The sequence below is a fragment of the Mesobacillus maritimus genome, assembly GCF_019749255.1.
GTDB lineage: Bacteria > Bacillota > Bacilli > Bacillales > Cytobacillaceae > Mesobacillus_B > Mesobacillus_B maritimus_A.
Genome location: NZ_JACWFH010000012.1, coordinates 201,727 through 215,561, shown reverse-complemented (window position 1 = coordinate 215,561; position 13,835 = coordinate 201,727). Strand labels below are relative to the sequence as shown.

Genomic DNA, 13,835 nt, shown 5'->3' with positions numbered 1-13,835 from the left:
CATGGAACTTTTGAATTTATATCAAAATAATTATTTGATCGTTTTTGTGTTCCTATGTCTCGGTGTTTTGTTACCTGTAGTTGCTTTGTTTGCAGCGAAACTTCTTCGCCCGAAATACAAGGCGATTGACTCGAAGTACACTACATACGAGAGCGGAATCGAGCCATTCCACGATGCGCGGGTGCAATTCAATGTCCGCTATTATGTGTTTGCCCTAATGTTCGTTATTTTTGATGTGGAAACAGTTTTCTTGTACCCATGGGCGATTGCTTATGAAAAATTGGGCATCTTTGCTCTGATTGAAATGTTAATCTTTGTTGTGATGCTTCTGATTGGCCTCATCTATGCTTGGAAAAAGGGTGTGCTGAAATGGATTTAAATTTGGAGTTTTTATCACAAGAGGAGATCGAAGAAGTAAGAAGAAATGTGTTTTTTGGGAAACTTGAAGAGGTAAAAGGATGGGCTCGAAGTGCATCGCTATGGCCGATGACTTTCGGTCTTGCTTGTTGTGCCATCGAAATGATGGGAACAAGCTCAGCGCATTACGATATTGAGCGTTTCGGAACATTCTATAGAAACTCTCCGCGTCAATCCGATGTCATGATCGTTTCCGGAACCGTTACGAAAAAAATGGCTCCAACTGTTCGTAGACTGTATGACCAGATGGCAGAGCCAAAATGGGTGGTCGCAATGGGTTCTTGTGCAACAGCAGGTGGACCATATGTAAAATCCTACTCTGTTGTTAAAGGAGTCGACCAAATCGTCCCAGTAGATGTATACATACCAGGCTGTCCGCCAAATCCGGCAGCGCTAATTTACGGGATTAATAAATTAAAAGAGAAGATCCGTTATGAGGCGAAAACCGGGAAGAAGGTGATCTAACCGATGAGCGGGGAAAAAGATCTTGAACAATTGAAAAAGGAAGCAGTAGCGAAGGCAAAAGCGGCCGCAGCTGCAAAAAGAAAAGCGAAAGAACTAGCTGAAAGTGGAGCAAAGGAAGAAGAAGCAGCTCCAGCAGAAGCAACCGGCGATGACCTAGCAAAACAAAAGGCAGCAGCAGTAGCGAAGGCAAAAGCGGCCACGGCCGCAAAACGCAAAGCAAAAGAACTAGCTGAGAGTGGAGCTAGTGAAGAATCTCCATCAGCAGAAGATGATGATCTAGCGAAGAAAAAGGCAGCAGCAGTAGCAAAGGCAAAAGCAGCCGCAGCCGCAAAGCGAAAAGCGATGGGTCAAGCATCCGAAGGGGAAGAAGCATCTGCAGGCGGGGACGATGATCTAGCGAAGAAAAAGGCAGCAGCAGTGGCGAAAGCAAAAGCAGCCGCCGCCGCAAAGCGAAAAGCAATGGGTCAAGAAGCTGGAGGGGAAGAAACCTCAGGTGGAGATGACGACCTAGCGAAGAAAAAAGCTGCAGCGATCGCCAAAGCAAAGGCCGCAGCCGCTGCGAAAAAGAAAGCAGCTGAAGGTGGAGCAGCTTCCGGTGATGACGCAAAAGCGAAAGCGATTGCAGCCGCAAAGGCAAAAGCAGCCGCTGCAGCACGAGCAAAAGGTGGAAAAGCCTCAGCAGCCGATGAACCAGAAGCACCAAAAGCACCATCACCTAACCAAAAATATCTAGATAAGTATGTTGAAATCATTAAGAAACATCTAGGCGAAGATGTTTTAGAAGATTCCTATATTAACAATCTTTCGAAGGATGTTCCGACGCTTGTGGCAAAGAGAGACTCCTATTATAAAGTAGCTGAGTTCCTCAAGTTTAATGAGAGTCTTAGCTTTGACTATTTATCAGAGATTCATGGGTCTGATTTTGAAACACATATGGAAGTCTATGCTCACTTTTATTCTTATAAAAACCGTCAGTCTGTTGCCCTTAAAGTCAAACTTGACCGTGATCAACCTGAGATTGAATCACTAGCAAAACTTTGGGCCGGAGCCGAATGGCCAGAGTGCGAAGCTTATGATTTAGTAGGAATCCACTTTACTGGACATCCGAATTTGCGCCGCATCATGCTTGGTGAAGACTGGATCGGACACCCATTAAGAAAAGATTATGAACCGTATGATGTGGAGGTGTAGCCGGTGGTACGCACAGAAGAAATACTCTTGAACGTTGGCCCGCAGCATCCAAGTACTCACGGCGTGTTCCGTCTAGTTTTAACCCTTGACGGCGAAGTCATTACAGATGCCAAACCAGTAATCGGTTATTTGCACCGCGGGACAGAAAAAATTGCCGAAAATCTTCAATATACTCAAATCATTCCTTATACGGACCGAATGGATTATGTCTCAGCGATGACCAACAACTATGTTCTGGTTCATGCCGTTGAAACCATGATGGGGACGGAAATCCCAGAACGTGCCGAGTACTTACGCATCTTGGCAATGGAACTGAACAGGGTGGCGAGCCATCTGTTGTGGTGGGGGACCTTTATCCTTGATTTCGGGGCAACGAGTCCACTACTGTATGCGTTCCGTGAACGGGAAATGATTCTGAATCTATTAAATGAACTTTCAGGTGCACGTCTTACCTTCAACTATATGCGTGTTGGCGGCGTGAAATGGGATGCACCAGAAGGTTGGATTGAGAAGGTTCAAGAATTTGTTCCATATATGAGAAAACAGCTAAAAGGCTACCATGATTTAGTTTCAGGCAATGAAATCTTCCTCAGCCGTACAAAAAATATTGGTACCTATACGAAAGAGGATGCCCTTAACTATAGCTTAAGCGGTGTAAACCTTAGAAGTACCGGTGTAAAATGGGACTTGAGGAAAGATGAGTCATACTCCATTTATGATCGGTTTGATTTTGACGTCGTTACTCGCGACGCTGGCGATGCGTTTGCTCGTTATGAGTGCCGCCTTGAAGAAATCTTAGAATCTCTTAAAATCATTGAACAGGCATGTGAGCAATTCCCGCAAGATGGGCCGATTATGGCGAAAGTGCCAAAAATCATTAAAGCACCAAAAGGAGAAGCATTTGTCCGAATTGAAGGCTCTCGAGGAGAAATCGGATGTTATATTGCAAGTGATGGAAAGAAAGAACCATATCGCTTGAAGTTCAGAAGACCGTCTTTCTATAACCTACAAATCCTCCCTAAGCTATTAAAAGGGGAAAACATCTCGAACCTTATTTCGATTTTAGGAGCCATTGACATCGTTCTTGGGGAGGTTGACGGATAATGATTCAGGATTTGCTCCATTCGAGCCCTGGTATACTCAACTTTGGAATCTTCTTCGTGCTGGCTCTATTATTTTTATTTGTGATTCTTGGCTTTGTTACTTACGCCATCCTTGCTGAGCGAAAGGTGCTAGGTTTCATGCAAGGGCGGATTGGACCGAACCACCTCGGTGGTCGTTGGGGTCTCCTGCAGACAGTAGCGGACGTTTTGAAGCTTCTTGTAAAAGAAGACTTGATTCCAAAAGCAGCGGACCGGCCACTCTTTATTCTTGCACCAGTAATTGCGTTTGCGCCATCGTTTATCGTTGTCGCAACGATTCCGTTTACGGATAAGCTGCAATTTGCTGACCTGAATGTTGGCTTGCTCTATTATATCGCCATCTCGGGTATCTCAATTATTGGGACGCTAATGGCGGCATGGGCTTCGAACAATAAGTATTCCTTGATCGGTGGAATGCGTGCTGCGGCACAGATGGTTTCCTACGAAATTCCGCTTGTTATGAGTGGACTTGGAATTGTTCTTTTAACAGGCAGTTTAAACTTGAATGAGATTGTCGCACAACAACAAGAGGCAGGATGGTTTATCTTATGGCAACCAATTGCGTTTGTCGTCTTCTTTATCTCAGCAACCGCTGAGTTATACAGGGTTCCATTTGACCTTGCTGAAGCCGAAAACGAGCTTGTTGCCGGTTTCCATACCGAGTATTCAGGTTTCCGCTGGGCAATGTTCATGCTATCTGAATATGTGTACATGTTTGCAATGGCTTCGCTCATTTCCGTCCTATTCTTAGGAGGTTGGCTGCCACCATTTGAATTCTTAGGATTTATTCCTGGAGCTGTATGGTTTGCACTTAAATTCAGCCTTGTGGTTTATATCTTAATCTGGTTCCGAGCTACTTTCCCGAGATTAAGAGCCGACCAGTTAATGGAATTTGCTTGGAAGGTATTGCTGCCAGTTGCATTAGCAAACATCTTCTTAACCGCTTTATTAAAAGAATTGCTAAGTATTTTCTAAAAGGCTCTTTCTCTAGCTGAAAATAGCCATTTTACATTACGTCTAGCAGCAGCGCCTAGCCCTTATAGGGCGCTACCGCTTAACAAACAAGGGGTGAAAAAAACGTGCTAGGATGGACGAAAGGATTAGCTTATACCCTTAAAAACCTGAGCAAGGAAAAGGTTACGTACGATTATCCAAATGAGCCGTTGCCGCTTCCAGACCGGTTCAGGGGGATTCAGAAGTTTTATCCAGAAAAATGTATTGTCTGCAATCAGTGCGCCAATATTTGCCCAACAGACTGCATTCAATTAACCGGAAAAAAACACCCTGATCCAACTAAAAGAGGGAAAATCATCGATACCTATGATATTAACTTTGAAATTTGTATCCTTTGTGATCTATGTACAGAGGTCTGCCCGACAGAGGCCATTGTCATGACAAACGAATTTGAACTCGCAGAATACAGTCGGGATGATTTATTTAAAAACCTTGAGTGGCTCGATGAAAATGACGAGAACATACGGAAGGTGAATAAGGCATGACGTTTTCAGGCGAATTTTTAGCATTTATCCTGCTGGCTTTAGTAGCAATTAGCGGCGGCGTGCTTCTCTTGAACCTAACCAAAGTAGTTCATATGGTAGTGGCACTCGTCTTTACGTTTATCAGTATTGCTGGCATTTATATTCTGTTGTCGGCTGAATTCCTTGCTGTTGTCCAGGTATTGATCTACTCTGGGGCGATTTCAATCATCATGCTCTTTGGGATCATGTTAACCAAGCATAATGATGAGGAAGAGGCAACAGCTAAAGGTGGTAAGTGGCGAAAAGCCTTTCTACTATTAGGGGTCCTTGCCTTTGGTGCTGTCTTTTACGCTGGAATCTATAATCTTGACTTTGGCAGTACACCGGTTGCACTTCATGAAAACAATGCAGAGCAAATCGGGATTTCGCTGTTTAGTGATTATGTGATCCCATTTGAGTTAATGTCCGTCCTTCTGTTAGTAGCCTTTGTGGGTGCTATCGTTCTTTCTAAGAAGGATGAGGAAAAGGAGGGTGAGAAGGAATGAATGGTGTTCCGGTTTCAGCCTATCTCGCACTTGCCTTAATTTTATTTTGTATCGGACTTTATGGAGCACTAACGAAGAGAAACACGATCATCGTGTTGATTTCCATTGAATTGATGTTGAATGCCGTGAATATTAACTTAATCACCTTCAGTAAAATGGGAATCGCTCCATCGATTACGGGTCAAATATTTGCAGTCTTTGTTATTGCCGTTGCCGCTGCAGAAGTAGCCGTGGGAATTGCCATCTTACTGGCTTTATACCGCAACCGCAAGACAGTCAATATTGATGAAATGAACGAATTGAAACATTAATGAAGAAAACCGCTAAAAACGGTGCTTAAAAAAAGAACTATCGCCCCAAACTGGGCACAATCTGACGCGCAAAGACATGAAAGGTAGCGCGTTCAAAAAAAGGGGATTGTGATATCATGGAGAATGCTTGGCTCATTCCGCTCTTCCCGCTTTTATCATTTCTAGTTCTCCTTCTGTTCGGCAAAAGGCTGAAAGAAGCGAGTGCGTATGTAGGGATTTTGCTGACCCTTGCCTCTTTGGTCTTTTCAGTCATCGTGCTGGTGGCGCGTCTTACAGATGCTACCTTCAAAGCCGAAGCTGATTGGCTACAAATAGGAGATCTGCAATTAACAGTGGGATTTGAGGTAAATCAATTAAACGCATTGATGCTGGTGATTGTGTCACTAGTCAGCTTTCTAGTACATACTTATTCAAAGGGCTACATGCATGGGGACGAGCGCTTTCCGGTGTTTTATGCGTATCTTGGCCTATTCACATTTGCGATGCTCGGGCTTGTTCTCTCCCCAAACCTCTTGCAAACTTATATTTTCTGGGAGCTTGTAGGGGTAGGTTCCTTCCTGCTGATTGGTTTTTATTTTAATAAGGAAAGTGCCAAAGCTGCAGCGAAGAAAGCCTTTATCATGACTAGAATTGGGGATGTCGGTCTCTTGATTGGGATGATCCTATTATTCTGGCAAACTGGTAGCTTTGAATATGATGAAATCTTTGCAAGTGTTCACGCTGGCGAAGTTTCAGGAACAATGATTACACTAACTTCAATTTTAATTTTTATCGGAGCGGTCGGAAAATCCGGTCAGTTTCCGCTTCATACCTGGCTTCCTGATGCGATGGAAGGTCCAACGCCTGTATCGGCCTTGATCCACGCAGCGACGATGGTTGCCGCCGGTGTTTATTTAGTGGCGACAATGTTTCCACTGTTTGCAGCAAGTGATACGGCCATGTCCACTGTGGCCATTGTTGGTGCTTTTACAGCCATCTTTGCCGCAACCATTGGTCTTACGCAAACAGATATTAAAAGAGTACTAGCTTACTCTACAGTCAGTCAGCTAGGGTATATGATGCTTGCCCTCGGAGCAGCCGGTTATGTGGCGGGTGTATTCCATTTAATGACGCATGCCTTTTTCAAAGCGTTGCTGTTCTTGGCAGCAGGAAGTGTGATTCATGCGGTTCATACACAGGACATTGAAAAAATGGGTGGTCTTTGGAAGAAGCTTTCGTTTACGGCTCCATTATTTTTAATTGGAACGTTAGCAATCAGCGGGGTACCGTTGTTCTCCGGATTCTTTAGTAAAGATGAAATTCTGATTGCCGCTTGGGCAAATGGAAATTATGTGTTGTTCTGGCTAGCTGTCATCGCTGCTTTCTTTACTGCTTTTTATATGTTCCGATTGTTCTTCATGGTGTTTGCCGGCAAAGAGCGAAGCGATATGAAGAAGGTTCATGAATCGCCGTTCACAATGACAGGACCAATGATTGTTCTTGGAATTTTGGCCGTTGTCAGTGGGTATGTCAATACGCCATGGTTCGGTACATTCCTAGGAGATTGGCTTGTTGATGGAAATGAAGCATTAGGGCACGGTCATATTGAAGGGCCAGCCTGGATTATGATTGTTGCAACGGTTGTTTCATTAGCAGGAATTTACTTAGCTTATCTAATGTACAGCAAAAAGACGCTTGCACGTGATTGGTTCACAAGCCGTGCGCCAACATTGTACAGCATCGTCGTAAACAAATACTTTATTGATGAAATCTACAACAGTACGTTTGTATATGCAACAAAGGCTGTTAGTCTCTTCTTACGCTTTATCGAGCTCTTCCTTGTTGAAGGGTTAGTAAAAAGTGTTACTGGAATTGTAAAAGGTCTTGGGAAGACGGGCTCGAAGCTCCAAAGTGGTCAGGTTCAAACCTATAGTACCGTGGCGTTTGTTGGACTTGCGGTGCTGTTGATCATCTTCGCGTTAACAGGGGGGTATTTCTAATGGATAGTTTCTACTTAAGCCTACTCGTTTTCTCCCCGTTATTAGGCATTGTATTATTGGCATTTATGCCAAAGGCAAATGAAAATGGTTTGAAAATGCTTGGCGTGTTAGGCACAGTGCCTGCAGTCATCCTTGCATTAATGGCATACTTCTCGTATTTAGGTGGGAAGAGCCTTGAAAGCTTTGCTGAACAGGTGAACTGGATTCAGTTTGGCAGCTTCGGTGCCCTTGATCCAAACCTATTTACAGTCAAATATGAGCTAGGAATAGATGGTTTTGCACTGTTGATGATTGTGTTAACCTCGGTGCTAGCGTTGTTAGCGGCGATTGCCTCCTTTCATATTAAAAAAGAATGGAAAGGCTATTTCATGCTTTTCTTGCTTTTAGAAATAGGGATGCTAGGGGTATTCACCGCACAAAACTTAATTTTATTCTTTATCTTCTTTGAAGTGACGTTGATCCCAATGTTCTTCTTGATTGGAAAATGGGGTTATTTTGACAAAGAGAAAGCAGCCTACAGCTTCTTAATCTACAACGGATTAGGTTCAGCCGTTCTATTGATTGTCATCATGGTGTTATTTGCAAAAACAGGCACAACGAATATTGAAGCACTGAAGGTGTTAGTGAATTCACCTGAGCAAGTATTAACACCAATCTCAGAATCTTTAAAAATGGGCCTTTTCATTGCGTTATTAATCGCATTTGGGGTCAAACTGCCAATCTTCCCTTTGCATAGCTGGATGCTGCGTGTGCACGTTGAAGCACCGCCATCAATTGTTATGCTGCACTCTGGGATTCTCTTGAAAATTGGTGCATTTGGTCTCATCCGCTTTGGAATGGGGATTTTCCCAGAACAATTTCAACAGCTTGCTGTGTTAATCGCGGTTCTCGGGGTCGTGAATCTGCTCTACGGGGCATTTCTAGCCTTGATTCAAACAGACTTTAAAATGGTCCTAGCTTATTCCTCGATTTCTCATATGGGAATCGTCTTGATCGGCTTAGGAGCTTACAATGAAGCAGGGGTTCAGGGAGCAATTTTCCAAGTTGTCTCTCACGGGTTAATCTCAGCCCTATTATTTTTCTTGGTTAGCGTCTTGTATGAGCGGGTCCAGACAACGCATCTTAAAAATCTTGGTGGATTAGCGAAGGGCATGCCAATTGTTTCCGGCTTCTTGCTAGCGGGGGCGATGGCGTCACTTGGTTTACCCGGGATGTCTGGATTTGTTAGTGAATTTATGGCCTTCCTTGGCTTGTTTAAGGAAATGCCAATCTTAGCAGCAGTTGGAGCACTCGGCATTATTTTGACGGCGGTTTACTTGCTTCGTGCGGTTCTTGCGATCACGTACGGAAAATCGAACCGCGAATATGCCGGCATCCGTGACCTCCGTTCCTATGAATGGGCACCGGTCCTTGTCCTTATTGGACTAATCATCCTAATTGGCGTATATCCAGCTGTGTTAAGTCAGCCATTAGAAACATTAGTGCTAGGGATAGGAGGGTGATGAAGGATGGATTTAGAGAAATTACTATCATTTGACTGGGGTTTGATGGCACCAGAATTCATCATTCTCATCGCCACAGTGCTATTAACCTTGCTTGATTTATTTTTACCGAAAAAAGTCAACCGTAGGATTCTCGGCTGGATTGCGTTTGCCTCTGTCCTTGTTGCCATTGCGGCACTTGGTGGATTGCTTGGCGAGCAAGTCGGCTCGATTTTACATGATACCTTTAGGTTAGACTCATTTGCCAAAGCGTTCAAATTGCTCCTACTAGTCGGCTCCGCGCTTGTTCTATTGTTAGCGATTGATTATCAACCAAAAGAAGGCTTAAACGAGTACCGTGGCGAGTTTTATTACCTGTTCTTAACGGGTCTCCTCGGAACCATGATTATGTCTTCAAGCGGTGACTTGATCACACTATTTGTTGGACTCGAGTTGCTTTCAATTTCTTCCTATATACTAGCGGGCTTGAGAAAGAAAAACTTGAAGTCGAATGAATCGGCTATGAAGTATGTGATCAATGGAAGTATTTCCACGGCAATTACATTGTTCGGGATGAGTTATTTATATGGAATCACTGGTTCAACCAATTTGAAGGCAATGGCTGGGACGTTAACGACCTTGAACGACCCTCAGTACATTTACCTTCTGGGACTCTCGTTCTTCATGATTTTTGTTGGGTTGTCCTTTAAGCTTGCGTCCGTACCGTTTCATATGTGGGCACCAGATGTGTATGAAGGGGCACCAACACCGGTTACAGCATTCTTGAGTGTTGTTTCGAAAATCGCTGGATTTGTCATCTTGATTCGTGTCATGGTCTCGATTTACTCGGCGATTCCGATGGAAGATGGGACAACACCGATGTTGTTTGGCTTGCAGGACTTCATTGGCTTCCTTGCGGCTGTAACGATGATTGTCGGGAACTTGGTTGCTCTTAGGCAGCGAAATATCAAACGGTTATTTGCCTACTCAAGTATTGCGCATGCCGGGTATCTGCTTGTCGCGTTTACCGCGATGTCTTATGTGATGTTCGACAGCATTTGGTTCTATATGCTTGCCTATGTGTTTATGAACTTAGGGGCATTTGCCATCATCCAGCTCGTTACAACAAAAGTGGGATCAGAGGATATTGCTCATTTTGCTGGTCTATACCGCCGAGCGCCAATTTTAGCGGTGACGATGGCTGTATTTATCCTCTCACTTGCTGGAATTCCAGGAACAGCTGGGTTTATCGGAAAGCTAAACATTTTCCTTGGAGCTTTGATGGTAAGCCCATCGCATTATGTACTTGCATCCATCATGATTGCCACATCCGTGATCTCGTATTTCTACTATTTTGGCATCATGACACAAATGTTCTTCCGCCCTCGTGCAGAGGAAGGAAAGCTAAAGGTTCCAGCGGCAACAACCGCAGTGCTGATCATTTGTGCCGCGGCAACGATTCTTTTTGGAGTCATGCCACAATTGGCGTTTGATTTCTTGCAATCAAACTTCAATCAGTTCTTAGATTTTATGGGTTAATAACGGTCGTCCGAATTGGGGGATTTGGATGACGTGGTTTAACAAAGGGGTAAACATATAGTGTAAAAAAGAAGCTGGCCTTGGGGGAGGTCAGCTTCTTTTGTTAGGCCCATTCGAATCTGCCGATAAAAAACTGGATTTTTAAAACAAACTTAACGAAATCAACCAGATTCATGGTAATATAGAAAAAGGAAAGAAATTCGACAATATTCTACATTCGTTCACAAAATGTTCATAAATTAAAAGCAGTATTTTTTATAGGATTTAAATAATAAAATGAAACCTTTTTACGGGGGTTCCGTCATATAATTATGGAGTAGTTCGCTCTAAAAGGGGGGAAAGGATTTGTGATTTCAGATTTTGGCTCACAGTCTTTGCTTAGTATTATTTCACATCTTGCTTTTATTGCTTTAGCATGGTGGGCACTTCAGGCACTTCATTTTGACAAGCTGCTGCGAGCGCATCGCGTGATACAAGCTAGAGTACTGTACATACTGCTTTCCATTGTGATTGGGTCAACGGTAAGTAATTTCTTCCTTGATTATTTGTTATGGTCTCAGCAATTGCCAACTTTATTTCAGTAAAGTTTTCCTACCCAAATGGTAAAAAATTAGGTATTAATACATGTTTTCAAATCATGTATTATTGAGTAAGATTGTTTTTGGATTGATTTTATTGTGAAACGTGTAGCATGCGAATAGACTATTACTTATTCGCAGTACAACATGAATGACTTTATACAAACAGCAAACCACAGGGACTCATACAGCCTCACAATAAAAACAGTTTGATCTTGTAAGAGTCTTTTTATTATTAGGTGCACGCCTGGTTCGGTTGTCCCAAATTACTAAATGTCAAAAAGTGACGACAATTCCCTAGTATGCTCCTTCCCAAAACGGTAAAAATGGTAGTAAGGGGAGGAGAGATAGAGATGAAAAAGTGGTCATTTTATTTAGTAGTTATTGGCATTATTAGTTTTATCGTGTTCCAGGTAGGGAATAAAACCATCGTAGCAGACTCGGACCAAGATTTATTAACGCTGGTCTCTGTCTTACAAGACGAACATATTTTAATCAACGAGTGGTCTTTATATTCAAGGCAAATAGTGGAAAATGTAGAATCAGATCAAATCATTTCCGACTTAAAAGCCCAATTGGCTGGCTGGTCTTGGAGCGAGTCTAAAGAGGGCGATCAGCAGACCGTTACAGCCACTGCAGCTTCGTCAAACTACCATGAGAAAATAAAGATTGTGATGAACCAACCCCAAACTCATATCATGTATGAAGTGAAGGGCCAAAAATGGGATGAGCAATCTGAAGCGTTCATCACAAAAGAGTGGCAAGAACAACTTCTTACCATATTTGATGGTCAGGCTTCAACTTTTTCTTGTATAAAAGGCGAGTTCGGTGATAAGATGGATGAGGCTTTGCCGGTTTTTATGAATGAACTCTTAGAAGCTTTTGATGCGGAAGAAATTGAAGCATTAGATGAAGAGAACTTTTTATCTACATCGGCTTATTCTCCATTATTTACTGGAAGTATTAGCGAAGACCATGATATGAATTTACAACTTGGACTTAGAAAACCAGACGGAATGGGCGGAAATACTACCCTCGTAGTTGGCACACCCATCATAACGATTGAATATTAATATAGAGAAATTGGACGCGGAGGGGAATACATTTGGAAAAAATCATCGTCCGCGGCGGAAAAAGGCTTAGCGGCACAGTTAAAGTTGAGGGAGCAAAAAATGCCGTACTGCCCGTTATCGCTGCAACATTATTAGCAAGTGATGGAAAAAGTATAATTCGTGATGTGCCAACGCTCTCCGATGTATATACGATCAACCAGGTACTACGATCTTTAAACGCCGAAGTGGAGTTTAAAAATAATACAATAGTTGTCGATGCATCTCGAGAGTTGAAAATTGAGGCACCATTTGAATATGTTCGGAAAATGCGTGCTTCCGTTTTAGTAATGGGATCTTTGCTTGCCCGTAATGGCCGTGCTCGTGTGGCTCTGCCTGGAGGCTGTGCAATTGGTTCCCGTCCAATCGACCAGCACCTTAAAGGCTTTGAAGCAATGGGTGCAAAAGTAAAGGTTGGAAATGGATTTATTGAAGCAGAAGCACCAGAAGGTCTTCACGGTGCAAAGATTTATCTTGATTTCCCAAGTGTGGGAGCAACAGAAAACATCATGATGGCTGCAGTACTTGCAAATGGCCTAACAACGATTGAAAACGTAGCGAAAGAACCAGAAATTGTCGACCTTGCGAACTTCCTAAATAAAATGGGAGCGAAAGTAAAAGGAGCCGGCACTGGAACGATTAAAATTGAAGGCGTAAAAATGCTCTTTGGAGCAGATCATAACATCATCCCTGACCGCATTGAAGCTGGGACCTTTATGGTTGCTTCAGCGATTACAGGTGGGAACGTCCTTGTCAAAGGTGCTGTTCCAGAACATCTTTCTTCATTGATTGCCAAAATGCAAGAAATGGGTGTAATCATTGAAGAGGAAGCAGAAGGCATTCGTGTCATTGGACCTGATAAGCTTAAGGCTGTGGATATCAAAACGATGCCACATCCAGGATTTCCAACAGATATGCAATCGCAAATGATGGCGCTACTTCTTCGTGCTGAAGGCACAAGTATGATTACGGAGACAGTGTTTGAAAACCGTTTCATGCATGTTGAAGAATTCCGCCGAATGAATGCACAAATTAAAATTGATGGCCGCTCAGTGATCATGAATGGTCCTTCTAATTTACAAGGTGCAGAAGTAGCAGCAACAGACCTACGTGCAGCGGCGTCCCTTATTTTAACAGGATTAGTTGCTGATGGAATCACACGCGTTACGGAGCTAAAGCATTTAGACCGTGGATACGTAGATTTCCATGACAAACTCGCTGGATTAGGTGCAGATATCGAACGCGTAAAAGAAGTCGAGGAAATGGAAGAAACTCAAACCTTCATTTCCGATCTAAATGCGTAAGATAGGTAAACATGAGAATAAAATCCCCATTAAACCGGAGAATCCAGCGAGATTCTGCGGTTTTTTGCTGTTAATTCAAAATTGAATTTTTATATCCATATGGGGAAATAGGCAAATTCATTCGTAAAAGTATGGAATATGATGAAATTGTAAAAAAGTTACCGAAGTTGGATAAGTTGTAACCTAAATTTCATCTAATTTAGAAGGTAGGTTGATGACATAAATGCTTGTCCTGCACCATATGATTGAAGGGAGACGGGTACTTCTCCGTTTAAATAATTCAATCGTTATGGAGG

The 13,835-nt window shown here is 43.0% G+C and carries 14 protein-coding genes; all 14 read left to right on the top strand.

Features of this window, described 5'->3' with window-relative positions:
• Position 1: 1 nt before the first annotated feature.
• The 14 genes from H0185_RS11435 (at position 2) to murA (ending at position 13,539) form a co-directional block, all read left to right on the top strand.
• Positions 2–379 (top strand): NADH-quinone oxidoreductase subunit A, encoded by a 378-nt coding sequence (locus H0185_RS11435; protein ID WP_221873618.1) that lies wholly within the window; start codon positions 2–4, stop codon positions 377–379.
• The gene (locus H0185_RS11430) at positions 370–882 is read left to right on the top strand and encodes a NuoB/complex I 20 kDa subunit family protein (protein WP_221873617.1); all 513 of its coding nucleotides are present in this window, start codon (positions 370–372) and stop codon (positions 880–882) included. The genes H0185_RS11435 and H0185_RS11430 overlap by 10 nt, the downstream gene beginning before the upstream one ends.
• Positions 883–885: 3 nt before the next feature.
• Entirely contained in the window at positions 886–2,073 is a 1,188-nt protein-coding gene (locus tag H0185_RS11425) for an NADH-quinone oxidoreductase subunit C (protein WP_221873616.1), read from the top strand.
• Positions 2,074–2,076: 3 nt separating this feature from the next.
• A complete protein-coding gene (locus tag H0185_RS11420; protein WP_221873615.1) occupies positions 2,077–3,177 on the top strand; it encodes an NADH-quinone oxidoreductase subunit D in 1,101 nt (366 codons plus the stop codon).
• Positions 3,177–4,190, top strand: a complete 1,014-nt coding sequence (gene nuoH / locus H0185_RS11415; protein WP_221873614.1) for an NADH-quinone oxidoreductase subunit NuoH — start codon at positions 3,177–3,179, stop codon at positions 4,188–4,190. The genes H0185_RS11420 and nuoH overlap by 1 nt, the downstream gene beginning before the upstream one ends.
• Before the next feature lie 104 nt (positions 4,191–4,294).
• Positions 4,295–4,714: an NADH-quinone oxidoreductase subunit NuoI gene (gene nuoI / locus H0185_RS11410; protein WP_221873613.1), complete on the top strand. Its 420-nt coding sequence runs from the start codon at positions 4,295–4,297 to the stop codon at positions 4,712–4,714.
• Positions 4,711–5,238: an NADH-quinone oxidoreductase subunit J gene (locus tag H0185_RS11405; RefSeq protein ID WP_221873612.1), complete on the top strand. Its 528-nt coding sequence runs from the start codon at positions 4,711–4,713 to the stop codon at positions 5,236–5,238. The genes nuoI and H0185_RS11405 overlap by 4 nt, the downstream gene beginning before the upstream one ends.
• A complete protein-coding gene (nuoK, locus tag H0185_RS11400; protein ID WP_221873611.1) occupies positions 5,235–5,549 on the top strand; it encodes an NADH-quinone oxidoreductase subunit NuoK in 315 nt (104 codons plus the stop codon). The genes H0185_RS11405 and nuoK overlap by 4 nt, the downstream gene beginning before the upstream one ends.
• Positions 5,550–5,662: 113 nt before the next feature.
• Positions 5,663–7,528, top strand: a complete 1,866-nt coding sequence (nuoL, locus tag H0185_RS11395) for an NADH-quinone oxidoreductase subunit L (RefSeq protein WP_221873794.1) — start codon at positions 5,663–5,665, stop codon at positions 7,526–7,528.
• Entirely contained in the window at positions 7,528–9,030 is a 1,503-nt protein-coding gene (locus H0185_RS11390) for an NADH-quinone oxidoreductase subunit M (RefSeq protein WP_221873610.1), read from the top strand. Before nuoL ends, H0185_RS11390 begins: the two co-directional genes overlap by 1 nt.
• 6 nt (positions 9,031–9,036) lie before the next feature.
• A complete protein-coding gene (gene nuoN / locus H0185_RS11385) occupies positions 9,037–10,548 on the top strand; it encodes an NADH-quinone oxidoreductase subunit NuoN (RefSeq protein WP_221873609.1) in 1,512 nt (503 codons plus the stop codon).
• A gap of 347 nt (positions 10,549–10,895) precedes the next feature.
• Positions 10,896–11,132, top strand: a complete 237-nt coding sequence (locus tag H0185_RS11380; RefSeq protein WP_221873608.1) for a DUF1146 family protein — start codon at positions 10,896–10,898, stop codon at positions 11,130–11,132.
• A gap of 347 nt (positions 11,133–11,479) precedes the next feature.
• Entirely contained in the window at positions 11,480–12,199 is a 720-nt protein-coding gene (locus H0185_RS11375) for a YwmB family TATA-box binding protein (protein ID WP_221873607.1), read from the top strand.
• 32 nt (positions 12,200–12,231) lie between these two features.
• Positions 12,232–13,539 (top strand): UDP-N-acetylglucosamine 1-carboxyvinyltransferase, encoded by a 1,308-nt coding sequence (gene murA, locus H0185_RS11370; protein ID WP_221873606.1) that lies wholly within the window; start codon positions 12,232–12,234, stop codon positions 13,537–13,539.
• Positions 13,540–13,835: the final 296 nt, after the last annotated feature.